The sequence below is a fragment of the Ottowia sp. genome, from assembly GCF_046348305.1.
Classification (GTDB): domain Bacteria; phylum Pseudomonadota; class Gammaproteobacteria; order Burkholderiales; family Burkholderiaceae_C; genus Ottowia.
On record NZ_JAXMEM010000005.1, the window covers coordinates 25,556 to 42,816 of the forward strand.

Below are 17,261 nucleotides of genomic sequence, written 5' to 3' on the forward strand. Positions count from 1 at the left end.
GCGGCGCCGCTTTACATTTCTTCAAGTGCCGCATACCGGGCGCTTGCGCCGTCCGGCTACGATGCGTTGCCCATAGACAACAACCCGAACCATGACCGATTCCTCGCCCACGGCGCCGCCGCCGCCCCTGTCCCCAGCGCCGCCGCGCCGGCGCTGGCTGGGGCGCGTGCTGGCCTTGCTGCTGGTGCTGGCGCTGGTGGGCACGGCCTGGTGGCTGGTGCAGCGCAGCAAGGAGCCGGCCGGCGGCGCGCCAGCCGCGGGTGGGCGGTTTGGCGGGCCGGGCGGCCCGCCGGGCGGGGGCGGTTCGGGCGGCGTCACGGTGGGCGTGGCGACGGCGCGCCAGGGCGACTTGCCGGTGCTGATCGACGCGCTGGGAACGGTCACGCCACCGATCACGGCCACGCTGGTGCCGCAGGTGTCGGGCGTGCTGCAGGAGGTGCTGTTCACCGAGGGGCAGATGGTCACCAAGGGCCAGGTGCTGGCGCGCATCGACGTGCGCCCCTACGAGCAGACGCTGCTGCAGGCGCGCGGTGCGCGCGCCAAGGACGAGGCACAACTGGCCGCCGCGCGCGTGACGCTGGGGCGCTATCAGACGCTGCTGACGCAGGACTCCATCGCCCGCCAGGACGTGGACACGCAGGCGGCGCTGGTCAAGCAGCTGGAGGGCGTGGTCGAGGCCGACCGCGCCAGCGAGCGCGCGGCCGAACTGAACGTGGGCTTTGCCAGCATTCGCGCGCCCATCAGCGGGCGCATCGGCCTGCGCGCGGTCGATCCGGGCAACCTGGTGGCCGCCAACAGCGCGACGGGGATCGCCACCATCACCCAGATCACGCCGATCGACGTGGTGTTCAGCGTGCCGCAGGACCGCGTGCCCGCCGTGCAGAAGGCCCAGCGCCAAGGTGCCTTGCCCGTCACGGCGCTGGACCGCGCCCGCACGCAAACCCTGGCCGAAGGGCAGTTCCTGACGCTGGACAACCAGGTCAACACCACCACCGGCACGGTGCGCGCCAAGGCGCGCTTTGCCAACAAGGACGGGGCGCTCTTTCCCAACCAGTTCGTCAACGCGCGCCTGCAGCTGGGCAGCGCCGCGGGGGTGCTGATTCCGGTGACGGCGGTGCGCACCGGCCCGCAGGGCGACTATGTGTATGTGGTGGACGACGCGCGCACGGCCCACATGCGCACCGTCACGCGCGGGCTGGCCACGGTGGACCAGGTGCTCATTGCTCAAGGCCTGCAAGCCGGCGAGCGCGTGGTGACCGAGGGCGGCGATCGTGTCAAGGATGGCGGTCGCGTGCAGCTGGCGGCCGACCAGCCCGCGGGCGGCGCGGGCCGGCGCGCTGCGGCCAGCGCGGCCGCCGGCGCCAGCGGCGCGCGCCCGGCGCAGCCCATCGATTCGGCATCAAAACCGGCCGCAGCGCCCGACCAGCAAGCGCGGGCAGCTACTGAATCAGCAGCAAACGGGAGCGCTGCCGAAAGCGCCGCCACCGGCCGCGCCGGCGCGCTCGATCGCCTGCCGCCCGAGCTGCGCGAGAAGGTGCTGTCGCTGCCGCCCGAGGAGCGGCGCGCCTACGTGCAGAAGCTGCGCGAGCAGCGCTCGGCGCAAAAGCAGTGAGCGAGGCGCGCCAATGAACCGGATCGCATGGGCGCCTTTCCCCTTTGGGGGAGGGCGGGGATGGGGGCCAGCGGCGCGCCCCAGTGAGCCGCCGATGGCCCCCACCCCAACCCTCCCGCAATGGGGGAGGGAGCGGGCCCTGCTCGCGGCGCCGCGCCGGAAAGCCGACGGACCAGACATCGCATGAACGTCTCGCGCCTGTTCATCCAGCGGCCCGTGGCCACGGCGCTGTTCATGCTGGCCATCGTGCTGGCCGGCCTGGTGGGGCTGCGCTTCTTGCCGCTGGCGGCGCTGCCGCAGGTGGACTACCCCACCATCCAGGTGCAGACGCTGTACCCCGGCGGCAGCCCCGACGTGATGAGCCGCACGGTGACGGCGCCGCTGGAGCGCCAGTTCGGTCAGATGCCCGGGCTGGCGCGCATGAGCAGCACCAGCAGCGCCGGCGTGTCGATGATCACGCTGCAATTTGTGCTGAACCTGAAGATGGACGCCGCCGAGCAGCAGGTGCAGGCGGCCATGAACGCGGCCGGCTCGCTGCTGCCGGCGGACCTGCCAGCGCCGCCGGTGTACGCCAAGGTCAACCCGGCCGACGCGCCCATCATGCAGCTGGCCGTCACGTCCACCAGCTTGCCCTTGACCGAGGTGCAGAACATGGTCAACACGCGCCTGGCGCTCAAGATCAGCCAGATCGACGGCGTGGGCCTGGTCACGCTGGCCGGCGGGCAGCGCCCCGCCGTGCGCGTGCAGGGCAACCTGGAGGCGCTGGCCGCCATGGGTCTGGGCCTGGACGCGATCAGCAGCGCCATCGCCACCGGCAACGCCAGCACCGCCAAGGGCAATTTCGACGGACCCAAGCGCCAGTACAGCATCAACGCCAACGACCAGTTGATGACGGCCGACGACTACCGCGAGCTGATCATCGCCTATGTCAATGGCGCGCCGGTGCACCTGTCGGACGTGGCGCGCGTGATCGACGGCTCGGAGAACGACCGGCTGGGCGCGTGGACAGGCATCAAGAACGATATCTCGCGTCCAACGTCCAAGAGTCAGAAGGCTGCGGAGCAAGCCGTACCAGCGACCGCCGCGGAAGGGCTTTGCCCGCCCGCTGGCGGTGCCCCCTTGAGGGGGGAGGCGCAACAACGCGCAGCGTGTGGAGACTGGGGGGGAGCCCTTGCTCCAGCCATCATCTTGAACGTGCAGCGCCAGCCCGGCGCCAACGTGATCGCCACGGTGGACGCCATCAAGCGCCAGTTGCCGCAGCTGGAGAAAAGCCTGCCGCAAAGCGTGCAACTGACCGTGCTGACCGACCGCACGCTGGGCATCCGCTCTTCGGTCGAGCACGTGGAGATCGAGCTGGTGCTGGCCGTGGTCATGGTGGTGCTGGTGATTTTTGCCTTTCTGCACAGCCTGCGCGCCACGCTGATTGCCTCCATCGCGGTGCCGATCTCGCTGCTGGGCACGGTGGCGGCGATGTACCTGCTGGGCTACTCGCTCAACAACCTGAGCCTGATGGCACTGACGATTGCCACCGGCTTCGTGGTCGATGACGCGATCGTGATGATTGAAAACATCGCTCGGCATCGCGAGATGCAGGCCGGCGCAGGCGCCGGGCCAGACGGCGCAGCCGTCGTGAGCGAGGTTTCGGCGCAGGCTCATGTCGGCGCAGCCGACGTGAAGGGCGCGCAAGCGGCCGGCCGCAGCCAGAACATCTCGCGCCACCGCGAACTGGGCAAGCCGCCCATGGCCGCCGCGCTGGCCGGGGCGGGCGAGATCGGTTTCACCATCATCTCGCTCACGGTGTCGCTGATCGCGGTGCTGATCCCGCTGCTGTTCATGCAGGAGGTCATCGGGCGCCTGTTTCGCGAATTTGCCGTCACGCTGGCCATCACCATCCTGTTCTCGGCGCTGGTGTCGCTGACTTTGGTGCCGATGATGTCGGCGCGCATGCTCGAGCCCCTGGACGAAACCCATGGGCGCATCGGCCGCTGGATCCAGGCGCGCATGGACTGGACCATCGCCCGCTACGACCGCGGCCTGCAATGGGTGCTGGCGCACCAGCCCTTCACGCTGGCGCTGGCGCTGCTGACCCTGGCGTTCACCGTGGCGCTGTACGTCGTGATTCCCAAGGACCTGTTCCCGGTGCAGAGCACGGGGCAGCTGCAGGGCCGCGTGCAGGCTTCGCCCGACGTGTCCTTCGATCGCATGTCGGCGCTGCAGGGCGAGGTGGCGCGCCTGGTGCTGCAAGACCCGGCGGTGCAGTCGCTCAGCTCCGTGGTCGGCGTGGACGCGGCCAACAACAGCGCGCTGTCCTCGGGCCGGCTGGTCATCAACCTGCGCGCGCGCCCCCTGTTCGGCGACTCCGAGGCCGCCATCATGCAGCGCCTGCGCCAGCGGGTGGCCGAGCAGGTGGCGGGCGTCACCTTGTTTCTGCAACCTACGCAAGACCTCACCATCGACTCCGACACCGGCCCCACGCAATACCGGTTCGACCTGGAGGGCGTGGATACCGCGCTGGTCAACCAATGGGCCCAGCGGCTGGCGCAGCGCCTGCAGGGCGTGCCCGAGCTGCGCCACGCCACGACCGACGCCGGCGCCACCGGCCCGGCGGCGATGGTCAGGCTCGACCGCGACACCGCCGCGCGCCTGGGCGTGACCACCAGCGCGCTGGACAGCGCCCTGTACAACGCCTTTGGCCAGCGCATCGTCTCCACCATCTTTACCGAGACCAACCAGTACCGCGTGATCCTGGAGGCCGCGCGCAACGACGCCGCCAGCCTGCAATCGCTGCGCGACATGCCGGTCAAGACCACGGGCGGGGGCGTCACGCCGCTGGGCTCGATTGCGCAGATCGTCGAGGAGCCGGCGGCGTTGACCGTGCAGCGCGTGGGCCAATACCCGGCGGCGACGGTGGGCTTCGACACCGCGCCCGGCGTCAGCCTGGGCGCGGCGGTGCAGGCGGTGCGCGCGGCGGCGCAGGCCGAAGGCTTGCCGGCCAGCATCAACCTGCACTTCACCGGCGCTTCGGGCGCCTACGAAAGCTCGCTGGCCAACCAGCTGTGGCTGATCCTGGCGGCGGTGGTGTGCGTGTACATCGTGCTGGGGGTGCTGTACGAGAGCTACGTGCACCCGCTCACCATCCTGTCCACCTTGCCCTCGGCCGGCGTGGGCGCGCTGCTGGCCCTGTGGGCCACCGGCCATGCGCTGGACGTGGTCGGCATCATCGGCCTGGTGCTGCTGATCGGCATCGTCAAGAAGAACGCCATCATGATGATCGACTTCGCCATCGAGGCCGAGCGGGGCGAGGGCAAGACCGCCGTCGAGGCGATCCACCAGGCCGCGCTGCTGCGCTTTCGCCCCATCCTCATGACCACCCTGGCCGCACTGGCCGCCGCCGTGCCGCTGATGCTGAGCTGGGGCGACGGCGCAGAGCTGCGCCGGCCGCTGGGCATCGCCATCTTCGGCGGGCTGGTGCTGTCGCAGCTGCTGACCTTGTTCACCACGCCGGTGATCTATCTGTGGTTCGACCGGCTGGGCGGAGGGGTCAAGCGGCTTGGTGTCGAGGACGTCGGGCTCGAAGGCGCAGCCCAGGGGGTCGAGCCGTGATGCGCCCCTGTCTTGCTCCCTCGCCCCTTTGGGGAGAGGGCTGGGGTGAGGGGCCGCTGGCGTTGGATTGTTCGCTGTTGTGACCTTGCCCCCGAAAAACGTATCCCTTGCTGAGTGGTTCAATCCAAGCAAGGAGAGACGAAGATGACGAAGACGACGAGAGCGCGCTACACGCTCGAATTCAAGCAAGAGGCCGTGCGGCTGGTCGAAGGCGGCCAGAGCATCGCGGCGGCCGCCCGCACCCTGGGCGTGGTCGATCAGACCCTGTTCAACTGGGTCAAAGCCCAGCGTGCCGGCAAACTCACCGGCGCCGACAGCAAGCTGGTGAGCGCCGAGCAGATGGAGATCAGTCGGCTGCGCGCAGAACTGGCGCGCGTGAAGATGGAGCGCGACATCCTGGGAAAAGCGACGGCGTACTTCGCAAAGGCATCGACGTGAAGTACGCCTTCATTCAGCGCCACCGGCGCGTGTGGCCCATCTCGGTGCAGTGCCGCGTGCTCGGCGTCAGCGTAGCTGGTTATCACGAGCACTTTGTACGGCGCGCCAGCGATGACCATCGTCGCCACCTGAGCGACGACGCGTTGCTGGTACACATCAAGGCCATCCATGCCCAGAGCCGCGGCAGCTACGGTTGGCCCCGCGTGTGGCGTGATCTGCTGGCCCGGGGTATCCGCGTAGGCAAAGAGCGGGTGCAAAAGCTCATGCAGTTGCACGGCATCCGCGCCAAGGGCAAACGCCGCTTCAAAGTCACCACCGACAGCCGCCACGATCTGCCGATTGCGCCCAACCTGCTTGGGCAGCAGTTCAACGTGGCCGAGCCAGACAAAGTCTGGGTGGGCGACATCACCTACATCGCCACCGACGAAGGCTGGCTGTTTCTGGCCGTGGTGATCGATCTGTTCAGCCGTCAGGTGGTGGGCTGGAGTCTGCGCAGCGACATGACGCGCAGCATCGTCATCGATGCGCTGCGCATGGCGTGGTTCAAGCGCCATCCAGGCAAGAATGCCGGGGTGATCTTCCACAGCGACAGAGGCAGCCAGTACGCCAGCGGCGAGTTCACGGCGGTGCTGGCCGAGTACGGCATCACCAGCTCGATGAGCCGCAAGGGCAACTGCTGGGACAACGCATGCAGCGAGACCTTGTTTGGTTCGTTGAAGGTGGAGCGGCTGCACGGGCAGCGGTTCAACACTCGCCGTCAGGCCATGGATGAGGTGATTGGCTGGCTGCTCTGGTACAACCGGGAACGGCTGCATTCGACGCTGGACTACGTCAGCCCGATGCGGTTTGAAGAGAACTGGCAGGCCAATCAACCCCGGCAAGCCAGTGCATGAGAGCAGCTATGGGATACGGATTCCAGGGGCAAGGTCAGTTGTTTGCTTCTTCTGTGGGTCTGCAAGCGCCTGCTGGCCGGGATATGCGCCCGGCAGCGCACCTCCTTTTCTTGTACGCACAAGAAAAGGAGGCAAAAGAAAGCGCCCCCACGTCTGCGACCCCTGCGCTTCGCTGCGGGGCAAACCTGCGCCGCAACGCTTGCGGGGTGCGCCGCAGAACTCACTGCGCGCTGGCGCGCTCCGTTCAGACAACCGCGGCGAGCCAGTCCACGAAGCGCGTGCATCCTGCGGTGCACGCGCCACCCCGCAAGCGCCGCGCCGCGGGCGCAGCCTCAAGGGGGTGGAAAAACCACACGGGCCATCGCTGCGCTCGGCCCCGGGTTTGGCTGTTCGCGGGGCCGAGCGCAGCGATGGCCCGTGTTGGAGTTCAACTCCCCTCTGGCCGTGCCGAGAAGCGCAGGGCGTGGGGCGGGCATGGGCAGCGCAGCATGCCCATGCATCGTGATCTGACTTGCTGCGGTTGTCTGAGCGGCGTGAGCGCAGCGAACAAAGCGAGTTCCGCAGCACCGCCCCGCGCGCGAGCATCGCAGGCTGCCCGCAGCGAAGCGAAGGGACACGGCCAGTGGGGTCGCCTTTCTTTTGCCTACTTTTCTTTGGCGAAGCAAAGAAAAGTAGGTGCGCCGCCGGGCGCATATCCCGGCCAGCGAGAGCATGTAGAACCATCTGCACTTCAAACAACGGCCATCGACTCAAACACCAGCGGCCCCTCACCCCAGCCCCAGAGGGGTGAGGGAGCACGGCAGGGGCGCGGGCGCAAGGCAGGGGATGTCGCATGAACCTCTCGCGCCCCTTCATCCAGCGCCCCATCGCCACCGTGCTGCTCACGCTCGGTCTGGCGCTGGCCGGCATCGGGGCGTTCTTCGGCCTGCCGGTGGCGCGGCTGCCGGCGGTGGACTTTCCGGTCATCTTCGTCAGCGCCAACATGGCCGGTGCCAGTCCGGCCGACATGGCGCGCACCGTGGCCACGCCGCTGGAGCGCACGCTGGGCACCATCGCCGGGGTCAACGAGATGACCAGCTCCAGCAGCACCGGTTCGGCGCGGGTGGTGCTGCAGTTCGACCTCAACCGCGACATCGACAGCGCCGCGCGCGACGTGCAGGCGGCCATCAATGCCGCGCGCATCGACATGCCGGCCAACCTGCGCAGCAACCCGACCTATCGCAAGGCCAACCCCGCGGCGCAGCCCTTCATGATCCTGGCGCTCACGTCCAGCACGCGCACGCCGGGGCAGATCTACGACGCCGTCAACAACATCATCAACCAGCGCCTGCTGCAGGTGCCGGGCGTGGGCGACGTGACACTGGGTGGCGGCTCGCAGCCGGCCGTGCGGGTGGAGCTGGATCCGTTCGCGCTGGCCGATCTGGGCATCAGCGGCGATGACGTGCGCGCCGCGCTGCAGGCCAGCAGCGCCTTGCGGCCCAAGGGCGTGGTCGAGCTGGGCGGCGCCCAGGACGGGCGCGCGCTGCAGGTGCTCACGCCCACGCCGCGCCTGCGCGCGGCTGACTACCGCAACCTGATCATCGGCATGCGCGACGGCGCCGAGGTGCGCCTGAGCCAGGTGGCGCGCGTGATCGACGGCGTGCAGGACACGCGCACGCGCGGCATGTTCAACGGCCAGCCGGCCATCGTGGTCAACATCACGCAGCAGCCCGACGCCAACCTGATCGCCACGGCCGACGCCATCGACGCGCTGCTGCCCAGCCTGCGCGCGCAGCTGCCGGCCGACATCAACCTTCAGGTCGCCATCGACCGCACCGGCTCGGTGCGCTCCTCGGTGCGCGAGGTCGAGATCACGCTGGTGATCGCGGTGCTGCTGGTGGTGGCGGTGGTGGGCCTGTTCCTGCGCAACCTGCGCGCGGCGCTGATCCCGGCGGTGGCCACCGTGGTGTCGCTGCTGGGCACCTTTGGCGTGATGTTTGCGCTGGGTTTTTCGCTCAACAACCTGACGCTGATGGCGCTCACCGTGGCCACCGGTTTCGTGGTGGACGACGCCATCGTGGTGCTGGAGAACATCTCGCGCCACCTCGAGATGGGCCGCTCGCGCCTGCGCGCGGCGCTGGACGGTGCCAGGGAAGTGGGCTTCACGGTGCTCACCATCAGCGTGTCGCTGATCGCGGTGTTCATCCCGCTCCTGTTCATGGGCGGCCAGCCCGGGCGGCTGTTTCGCGAGTTTGCCGTCACGCTCTCCAGTGCCGTGATGATCTCGCTGGTCATCTCGCTCACCACCACGCCCATGCTGTGCGCACTGCTGCTGCCGCGCCATGCGGCAGGCGCCGATGCCGCTGCCGCGCCGCCCCGGCGCAGCCTGGCGGGGCGGCTGCGCGCGCGCCTGGGCGGCTGGCTGCGCGGCGGCGAGCAGCAGCTGGTGCGCACCTACACGCACTCGCTGGACTGGGCGCTGTCCGCGCCCTGGGTGGTGATCGGCGTGTTGCTGGTGGTGGTCGGGTTGAACGGCTACCTGTTTTCGGCCATCACCAAGGGCTTCTTTCCCGAGCAGGACAACGGCCAGCTGATCGGCGGCCTGCGCGCCGACCAGAGCATCTCGTCGTCCGCCATGGCCGACAAGTTGCAGCAGGCGGTGGACATCATCCGCGCCGACCCGTCGGTGGGCACCGTGGTGGCCTTTGCCGGCGGGCGCAGCGCGGGCGGGGGCTTTCTGTCGGCGGCGCTCAAACCCGCCAGGGAGCGCGCCAAGGGCGAGACCACGCGCAGCGTCATCAACCGGCTGCGCCCGCAACTGGCCGGCATCACGGGGCTGCGCGTGTTCCTCAACCCGGTGCAGGAGCTGCGCATGGGCGGGCGCAGCAGCAACAGCACCTACCAGTACACGCTCAAGGCGGACAACGCGGCCGACCTGAAGGACTGGACGCTCAAGCTGTCGGCGCGCCTGGCGCAGGACGAACGCCTGACCGACGTCGACAACGATCAGAGCGACAACGGCGTGGAGACATACGTGCAGGTCGATCGCAGCAAGGCCGCCAGTCTGGGGGTGGCGCTTTCAAGCATCGACGCAGCGCTGTACAACGCCTTCGGCCAGCGCCAGGTGGCCAACGTCTACACCGACCTGAACCAGTACACCGTGGTGATGGAGTGGGCGCAGCGCTACGCGCTCTCGCCCGTGGCCCTGGGCGATGTCCATGTGCCGGCCGCGCGCAGCGCCACGGCCACCACGCCCACCACCGGTGGCAGCTCGGCCAACCCGGCGCTGCGCAGCGCGTCCACCGGCCAGCCCATCTCGGTCAGCCCGGCCGCCATGGTGCCGCTGTCGGCCTTTGCCCGCGTCAGCGAGCGCGCGGTGCCCACCTCGGTGTTTCACGACGGCGGCGAGCTGTCGGCCACCCTGTCCTTCAACCTGGCCGACGGCGTGTCGATCGAGCAGGGGCGCCAGGCGGTGCTGGACGGCGTGGATGCCATTGGCATGCCCAACAACGTGCGCGGGGAGTTCTCGGGCGCGGCGGCGCAGGCGCAGCAAACGCAGTCGCAGCAGGGCCTGCTGATCGTCGCGGCCATCGTCGTGATCTACATCGTGCTGGGCATGTTGTACGAGAGCCTGATCCACCCCATCACCGTGCTAACCACCCTGCCCAGCGCCGGCTTTGGCGCCGTGCTGGCGCTGCTGCTGTTCAAGATGGAGTTTTCGATCATGGCGCTGATTGGCGTGTTTCTGCTGATCGGCATCGTCAAGAAAAACGCCATCCTGATCATCGACTTCGCGCTCGAGGCCGAACGCGCGCGCGGCCTTTCGGCCGTGCAGGCCGTGCGCGAAGCCTGCCTGCTGCGCTTTCGCCCGATCCTGATGACCACGCTGGCCGCGGGCCTGGGCGCGCTGCCGCTGGCCATCGGCTTCGGCCAGGGGGCCGAGCTGCGCCAGCCCCTGGGCGTGACCATCGTCGGCGGACTGATCGCCAGCCAGCTGCTCACGCTGCTGACCACGCCGGTGGTCTATGTGCTGCTGGACAAGCTGCGCCGGCGCCGAGCCGGCGAGGCGAAATTGGCTCATGCCGTGATGCGTTGAGCACCGTGCGGTGCGTTGCTCAGCGCACCCATGCGCCACCGCGCAACCACCAGCCACCGCCCGGGCGCTGCTCCCAGTGGTGCGGTTGCCAGTGATAGCCGGGATTGGGGCGCACGTAGCGGCCGGGCACCCACACGTGCCGCCCGCCATACCAGTTCCAGTAGCCGCCCACCCACACTGCGCCGACGAAGGGCACCGGCGGAATCACCTCGACCTGCGGCGGCGGCGGCGCGGCGGGCGCATACACGTCACCCGCGGCGACCGCCACGGGCACGGGGGCCGGCACGACGGCGCAGCCGCTCATCAGCAGGCCAGCGGCCAACACGGCGCCAGCGCCGAAGAAGGTTCGAACAGGGGGGTTCATGGTGAATTCCTTTTTGGGTTTCACGGGGATGTGGGAATGACGCCGTTTCGGTGTGCCGTCAACGCGCCCAGTGCCCGGCGACGAGGCTCCAGCCGCCGCGGTAGGGGCGCCAGTGCGCAGGCACCCAGTGCATGCCTTGGCGCGGGTAGGCGTAGTGCCCCGGCAGCCACACGTAACGGCCACGCTCCCAGAACCAGTGGCCGGGCACCCACACGGCGCTGACGAAGGGCGCCGCCGGGACCAGCTCGGCTTGCAGCGGTGGCGGCGGCACCGGGGCCACGATGGCGTTGACCACGATGGTCGGACGCGCCTGCGCGGGCGCCGTCGTGCCCAGCAGGCCGGCGCACAGCACGGTCGCCAGTGCCAGCGGCGCGCCGCGCGAGGAGGGGAGTGAAAATCGCATGGTGTTCTCCTTGCTGAAAGCGTCGTTGCGAAGCGCGCTTTCAGCGATCCAACGGCTTGGCACGCGGGGCGCTGACGCGCTTTACGAAACTTTGCCCGCCCGATGGCGATCCTTGAAACCGAGCCGTCATGCTCACCAGGCTCGCCATTTCCCATGCCCTTTGCCTTTCGTCCGCTGTCCCCATCCGCCGCACCGGCGCCCCGGCCGCCTCGCGTCTGGCGGCAGGTGACGGGGCGCAGCCTGCTGGTGCTGCTGCTGGCGCAAGCCTTCACGCTGTTCGTGGCCGTGCCGCTGGCGGCCTCTCATCTGTCGGGCCTGGTGCTGGCCGACCTGTGCCGGCTGGCCTTTGCCGGCGTCTGCATTCGCGTGTTCACGCGCAACCGGCTGGTGCGCGCGTTGCTGGTGGCGGGGCTGGTCGCAATGATCGCCATTCCCGCCCTGGCCGGGCATGCCGGGAGCTATCACACCCTGGTGCGCCAGCACGAATGGTTGACCTGGATCGTCGCGGTCTTCAACCTCACGGTCACGGCGCTGGTGGGGCGCTACGTCTTCGGCCCCGGCCGCGTGGGCGCCGACCGGGTGCTGGGGGCGATCCTGATCTACTTGAACCTGGCTGCCCTGTTCGCCAACGTCTTCAGCCTGATCGTGCTGCTGCATCCCAGCGCCATCAGCGGCTTGTCACCGCTCAGCCTGATCGACATGCCCGACAAGCGCGCGGCCGACCTGACCTACTTCAGCCTCAGCACCATCACCTCCACCGGCTGGGGCGACCTCAAGCCGCTCCATCCGCTGGCGCGCGGCCTGGCCAACCTGGAAGCCGTCATCGGCCAGCTGTTTCCGGCCACCCTGGTGGCGCGCCTGATCGGCCTGCACCTCGCCCACGGGCGGCGCGCAGCCGGGCGCAGGTTGCCGGGCGGCAAGTCGCAATAATCCGGGCTCAGAGTTCGCCCCCCACCGCCATGGCACGTTCGCACACTCCCACCCGTCTGGCCGGGCCCCTTCAAGCCCCGGTGCATCGCGCCGCCGTGCTGGCACTGGCGTTGCTGCTGGGCGCCTGCGCCGGCCAGGCTCCCGACGCCCGACCGACGGCGCCGGTGTCGGCGGCCTGGAAGAGCGCGCCGCCACCCGGCTGGATCAGCACCGCCGACGCGCCCAAGGACTGGCAGGAAGGGCGCTGGTGGGCGCTGTTCGACGACGCGGCGCTGGATGCGCTGATGGGGCGCATCGAAATCGGCAACCAGAATCTGGCGCTGGCCCTGGCCAACGTGGCGCAGGCCGAGGCGCTGCTGCGCCAGGCGCAGGCCCAGCAATGGCCCACGCTGGACGTGCAGCTGGGCGCGCAGCGCAGCGGACGACCGTCCGCGGGCAGCGGCACCCTGCAGGCCGGCGCCAGCTGGGCGCCCGACCTGTGGGGCCGCCTGGCCGATGCCGTGCAGGCGCAGGGCGCCAGGGTGCAGGCCAGCCGGGCCGACCTGGCAGCCGCGCGGCTGGCGGCCCAGGGCAGCCTGGCCAATGCCTACTTTGGCGTGCGCGAGGCCGACGCCGAGCTGCAACTGCTGGACGACATCATCACCGGCTATGAGCGGGCCGTGACCATCACGCAAAACCGCTACAGCGCCGGGGTGGCCGCCCACACCGACCTGCTGCAGGCGCAAAGCACGCTGGCCAACGCACGGAGCAGCCGCGCGGCGCTGGCGGGCAGCCGCAACAGCAGCGAGCAGGCCATTGCCCTGCTGGTGGGCGAGCCGCCGGCGCAGTTCGCGCTGGCGCCCGCCCCGTGGTCGGCCGCGGTGCCCGTGCTGCCGCTGACCATGCCCTCGGAGCTGCTGCTGCGCCGCCCCGACGTGGCGTCCAGCGAGCGCGCGGTGGCGGCGGCCAACGCCAACATCGGCGCCGCACGCGCGGCCTACTTTCCCAGCCTCAACCTCAGCGCCGGCCTGGGCGGCAAGGCCGGCAGCCTGGCGACGCTGGCCTCGGCGCCCACGCTGGCGTGGTCACTGGGCGCGACGCTGGCGCAAACCCTGTTCGACGCCGGCGCGCGCGACGCCGCGCTCGATCAGGCGCGTGCCGCGCAGCAAGCGGCGACCGCCAGCTACCGCCAGAGCGTGCTGACCGCGCTCGGCCAGGTCGATGGCCAGCTCAACGCCATGGCCGCGCTGAGCCAGCAGATCGAGCACGCGCGCGCCGCCGCCGAGGCCGCCGCCGGCGCCGAGCAGCGCATCCTGAACAGCTACCAGGCGGGGCTGTCGGCCTATACCGACGTGGTCACGTCCCAGGCCACCTCCTTGTCGGCGCGCCGCAGCGTGCTGCAACTGCAGGTGCAGCGCCAGCAGGCGGCGGTGGCCCTGGTGCAGGCCATGGGCGGCGGCTGGCAGGCGCCGTGGGGCGTGGCCGCGTCATAGCAAACCGCTGAACGATTCCCGCGCGGCGCGGGGCCAGTTCGGGCGGCTTTCTACAATCGGGCGCATGCCCATGCACTTCGACTTGGTGGATCTGCGCCTGATGGTGCACATCGCCGACGCCAACAGCATGACGCGCGGCGCCGAGCTGTCCTTCATCTCGCTGCCGGCGGCCAGCACGCGCATCAAGAACCTGGAGGAGGGCATCGGCACCAAGCTGCTGTACCGCACCAGCCAGGGCGTGACGCTGACGCCGCCGGGCCAGGCCTTGGTGACGCACGCGCGCACGGTGCTCAGCCAGCTCGAACACCTGCGCGGCGACATGCAGGAGTACGTGCGCGGCATCAAGGGGCATGTACGGGTGTTCGCCAACACCACCTCGCTGGGCGAGTTTCTGCCGCCGGTGCTGCGCCAGTTTCTGCGCCTGCACCCGGACGTGAACATCGATCTGCGCGAGCGCCTGTCGCACGACATCGTGCGCGCCGTGACCGAGGGGCAGACCGACATCGGCATCGTGGCCGGCCTGGTGCGCACCGAGAACCTGCAGACCCTGCCGTACCGGCGCGACCGCCTGGTGCTGGTGGTGCCGCGCGGCCATGCGCTGCAAAGGCGCCGGCAGATCGAGTTTGCGGACACGCTGGAGTTCGACCACGTGGGCTTGAACGAAGCCAGTGCCCTGCATGCTTTTCTGCGCCAGGCCAGCGACCAGTTGCATCGCCCGATCCGGCTGCGCATCCAGGTCGGCAACTTCGAGACCGCCTGCCGCATGATCGAGTCGGGCGTGGGCGTGGGAGTGCTGCCCGAGTCCGCCGCCAGCCGCCACGCCCACGCCATGGCCATCGCCCTCGTGCCGCTGACGGACGCCTGGTCGGTGCGCGAAATGCAGATCTGCGTGCGCAGCCTGGAGGCGCTGCCCAGCTTTGCGCAGGAGCTGGTGGCGCTGCTGGTGGACGATGCGCAGGGGCAGTCCGCGCCGCAGTGACCCTGTCGGCGCCCGCCGCCGCGCGCTGGTTCCTGATCCCGGTCCCGGCCCTGGCTGCACGCCACGGAGCGGCCTGGCAGCGGCACTTCACCACCGCGAAAGAGGTGCTTTCAAAAACAGCGATTGCGCCGCGAGGCGCCAGCGCCGAAGATCGCGGGCATGACGCAAACGCCCATGCTCGACGCTGCCGCCTTGGCCCACCTGCAGACCTGGCAGGGCAAGAGCGAAACCCTGCACGACAGCATCACGGCCGTGCCCCTGGCCGCGCTGTCGGCCACGCTGGACCGGGATGACCCCGCGCCCGCGCCCGGCACCGCCGTGCCGCCGCTGTGGCACTGGCTGTACTTTCTGCCGCATGCCCGCGCCAGTGAGATCGGGCCCGACGGCCACCCCCGGCGCGGCGGCTTTCTGCCGCCCGTGCCGCTGCCACGGCGCATGTGGGCGGGCGGGCGCCTGTCATGGGAAGCGTCCAACCCGCTGCGCGTGGGCCAGCAGGTGCAGCGCCAGTCCACCATAGAGTCCGTCAAGCACAAGGCCGGCCGCACGGGCGAGCTGCTGTTCGTGCTGGTGCGGCACCGCCTGTCCAACGCCAACGGCCTGTCGCTGACCGAGGAGCACGACATCGTCTATCGCTCTGCCGCGCACCGGGCCCCCACGCTCGGCACTGGCGTGTCCTCGCTGCCCCCCGAGGGGGCTCTCGCGGCTCGGGGCGGCCCGTCGCCGCTCAGTGGCGAGGCCGCGCCCGCGCCGCAAAAGCCGCCGCTGGCCGGCCAGGCTGCCTGGTCGCGCACCATCGTGCCCGATGACGTGCTGCTGTTTCGCTACTCGGCCCTGACCTTCAACGACCACCGCATCCACTACGACCGCAAGTACGTGACCGAGGTCGAGGGCTATCCCGGCCTGATCGTGCATGGCCCGCTGATCGCCACGCTGCTGCTGGACCTGCTGCGCCGCCAGCTGCCGCAGGCGCAGGTGGCGCGCTTTGAATTCCGCGCCGTGCGGCCGACCTTCGACCTGCACCCGTTCAGCGTGCACGGCAGGCCCAGCCCCGACGGCAAGACCGTGGAGCTGTGGGCCCAGGACCACGAGGGCTGGCTGACCATGCAGGGCCAGGCCACGCTGGCCTGATCACTCCTTTATCAATAGCTGTCGGCGCTTGATGGACGGACGACAGAGGCCAAAACCATAGAAAGACCACCATGATCCAACACACCGGCTCCGACAACCACCACGAGATCCGCGACGCCATCCGCGCGCTGTGCGCCGAGTTCCCCGACGAGTACTTCCGCAAGGTGGACGAGCAGCGCGCCTACCCGGCCGAGTTTGTTGACGCCCTCACCAAAGCCGGCTGGATGGCCGCGCTGATCCCGCATGAGTACGGCGGCAGCGGCCTGGGGCTGACCGAGGCCAGCGTGATCATGGAAGAGATCAACCGCGCCGGCGGCAACAGCGGCGCCTGCCACGGCCAAATGTACAACATGGGCACGCTGCTGCGCCATGGCAGCCAGGCGCAAAAAGAAAAGTACCTGCCGAAGATCGCCTCCGGCGAATGGCGCCTGCAATCCATGGGCGTGACCGAGCCCAGCACCGGCACCGACACCACCAAAATCAAGACCACGGCCGTGAAGAAGGACGGCCGCTACGTGGTCAACGGCCAGAAGGTCTGGATCAGCCGCATCCAGCACAGCGACTGGATGATTTTGCTGGCGCGCACCACGCCGCTGGCCGAGGTGACGAAGAAGAGCGAGGGCATGTCCATCTTCATGGTGGACCTGCGCGAAGCCGAGAAGAGCGGCATGACGGTGCGCCCCATCCTGAACATGGTGAACCACGAGACCAACGAGCTGTTCTTCGAGGACCTGGAGATCCCCGAGGAGAACCTGATCGGCGAGGAAGGCAAGGGCTTCAAGTACATCCTGGACGGCCTGAACGCCGAGCGCACGCTGATCGCAGCCGAGTGCATTGGCGACGGCTACTGGTTCCTGGATCGCGTGACCAACTATGTGCGCGACCGCCAGGTGTTCGGCCGCCCCATAGGCCAGAACCAGGGCGTGCAGTTCCCCATCGCCGACGCCTTCATCGAGGTCGAGGCCGCCAACCTGATGCGCTGGAAGGCCTGCGAGCTGTTCGACAAGCACGAACCCATGGGCGCCCAGGCCAACATGGCCAAGTACCTGGCGGCCAAGGCGTCGTGGGAGGCGGCCAATGCCTGCCTGCAGTTCCACGGCGGCTTCGGCTTTGCCTGCGAATACGACGTGGAACGCAAGTTCCGCGAGACACGGCTGTACCAGGTGGCGCCGATCTCGACCAACCTGATCTATTCCTACGTGGCCGAGCACCTGCTGGGGCTGCCGCGATCGTTCTGAATGAAGGCAAACCTCAAGCAGCCGGACGCAGAGGACGCAAAGGTTTCGCAAAAGACGCAAAAAATCATTTGCATGAGCGTATCGGCAACGCCATGCGTGTTTTCAATCCTTCATTCAATGCTTGAA

General features: G+C 69.3%; 11 protein-coding genes. 9 read left to right on the plus strand and 2 right to left on the minus strand.

Annotated features, from left to right (window positions below; all coding sequences use genetic code 11):
• The first annotated feature begins 91 nt into the window (after nt 1–91).
• The 4 genes from U1F38_RS06175 to U1F38_RS06190 all read left to right on the plus strand — a co-directional run bounded on the left by U1F38_RS06175 (nt 92) and on the right by U1F38_RS06190 (nt 10,621).
• Nucleotides 92–1,612, plus strand: a complete 1,521-nt coding sequence (locus U1F38_RS06175; RefSeq protein WP_409986182.1) for an efflux RND transporter periplasmic adaptor subunit — start codon at nt 92–94, stop codon at nt 1,610–1,612.
• 183 nt (nt 1,613–1,795) lie between these two features.
• Entirely contained in the window at nt 1,796–5,215 is a 3,420-nt protein-coding gene (locus U1F38_RS06180) for an efflux RND transporter permease subunit (protein ID WP_409986183.1), read from the plus strand.
• Nucleotides 5,216–5,359: 144 nt separating this feature from the next.
• Nucleotides 5,360–6,546 (plus strand): IS3 family transposase gene (locus tag U1F38_RS06185; RefSeq protein ID WP_409985737.1). Its coding sequence is split into 2 segments (ribosomal slippage): nt 5,360–5,615 and nt 5,615–6,546, totalling 1,188 coding nucleotides; the frame shifts between segments, so codons are not numbered across the junction.
• An 832-nt stretch (nt 6,547–7,378) separates the two neighbouring features.
• The gene (locus tag U1F38_RS06190; protein ID WP_409986184.1) at nt 7,379–10,621 is read left to right on the plus strand and encodes an efflux RND transporter permease subunit; all 3,243 of its coding nucleotides are present in this window, start codon (nt 7,379–7,381) and stop codon (nt 10,619–10,621) included.
• A gap of 19 nt (nt 10,622–10,640) precedes the next feature.
• Here the strand turns inward: U1F38_RS06190 and U1F38_RS06195 are convergent, their stop codons facing one another.
• Together U1F38_RS06195 and U1F38_RS06200 are read right to left on the minus strand one after the other, a co-directional pair.
• The gene (locus U1F38_RS06195) at nt 10,641–10,985 is read right to left on the minus strand and encodes a hypothetical protein (RefSeq protein ID WP_409986185.1); all 345 of its coding nucleotides are present in this window, start codon (nt 10,983–10,985) and stop codon (nt 10,641–10,643) included.
• Nucleotides 10,986–11,043: 58 nt separating this feature from the next.
• On the minus strand, nt 11,044–11,388 hold the full coding sequence (locus tag U1F38_RS06200) for a YXWGXW repeat-containing protein (protein ID WP_409986186.1): 345 nt from the start codon (nt 11,386–11,388) through the stop codon (nt 11,044–11,046).
• Between the two features lie 153 nt (nt 11,389–11,541).
• On the opposite strand from U1F38_RS06200, the gene U1F38_RS06205 reads away from it, so the two are divergent.
• From U1F38_RS06205 to U1F38_RS06225, 5 genes are all read left to right on the plus strand, one after another.
• Nucleotides 11,542–12,318: an ion channel gene (locus U1F38_RS06205; RefSeq protein ID WP_409986187.1), complete on the plus strand. Its 777-nt coding sequence runs from the start codon at nt 11,542–11,544 to the stop codon at nt 12,316–12,318.
• A gap of 29 nt (nt 12,319–12,347) precedes the next feature.
• Nucleotides 12,348–13,790, plus strand: coding sequence for an efflux transporter outer membrane subunit (locus tag U1F38_RS06210; RefSeq protein ID WP_409986188.1), 1,443 nt, complete (start codon nt 12,348–12,350; stop codon nt 13,788–13,790).
• A 64-nt stretch (nt 13,791–13,854) separates the two neighbouring features.
• On the plus strand, nt 13,855–14,769 hold the full coding sequence (locus U1F38_RS06215; protein ID WP_409986189.1) for a LysR substrate-binding domain-containing protein: 915 nt from the start codon (nt 13,855–13,857) through the stop codon (nt 14,767–14,769).
• Between the two features lie 150 nt (nt 14,770–14,919).
• Entirely contained in the window at nt 14,920–15,897 is a 978-nt protein-coding gene (locus U1F38_RS06220; protein WP_409986477.1) for a MaoC family dehydratase N-terminal domain-containing protein, read from the plus strand.
• Between the two features lie 71 nt (nt 15,898–15,968).
• On the plus strand, nt 15,969–17,135 hold the full coding sequence (locus tag U1F38_RS06225) for an acyl-CoA dehydrogenase family protein (protein ID WP_409986190.1): 1,167 nt from the start codon (nt 15,969–15,971) through the stop codon (nt 17,133–17,135).
• Nucleotides 17,136–17,261 lie beyond the last annotated feature (126 nt).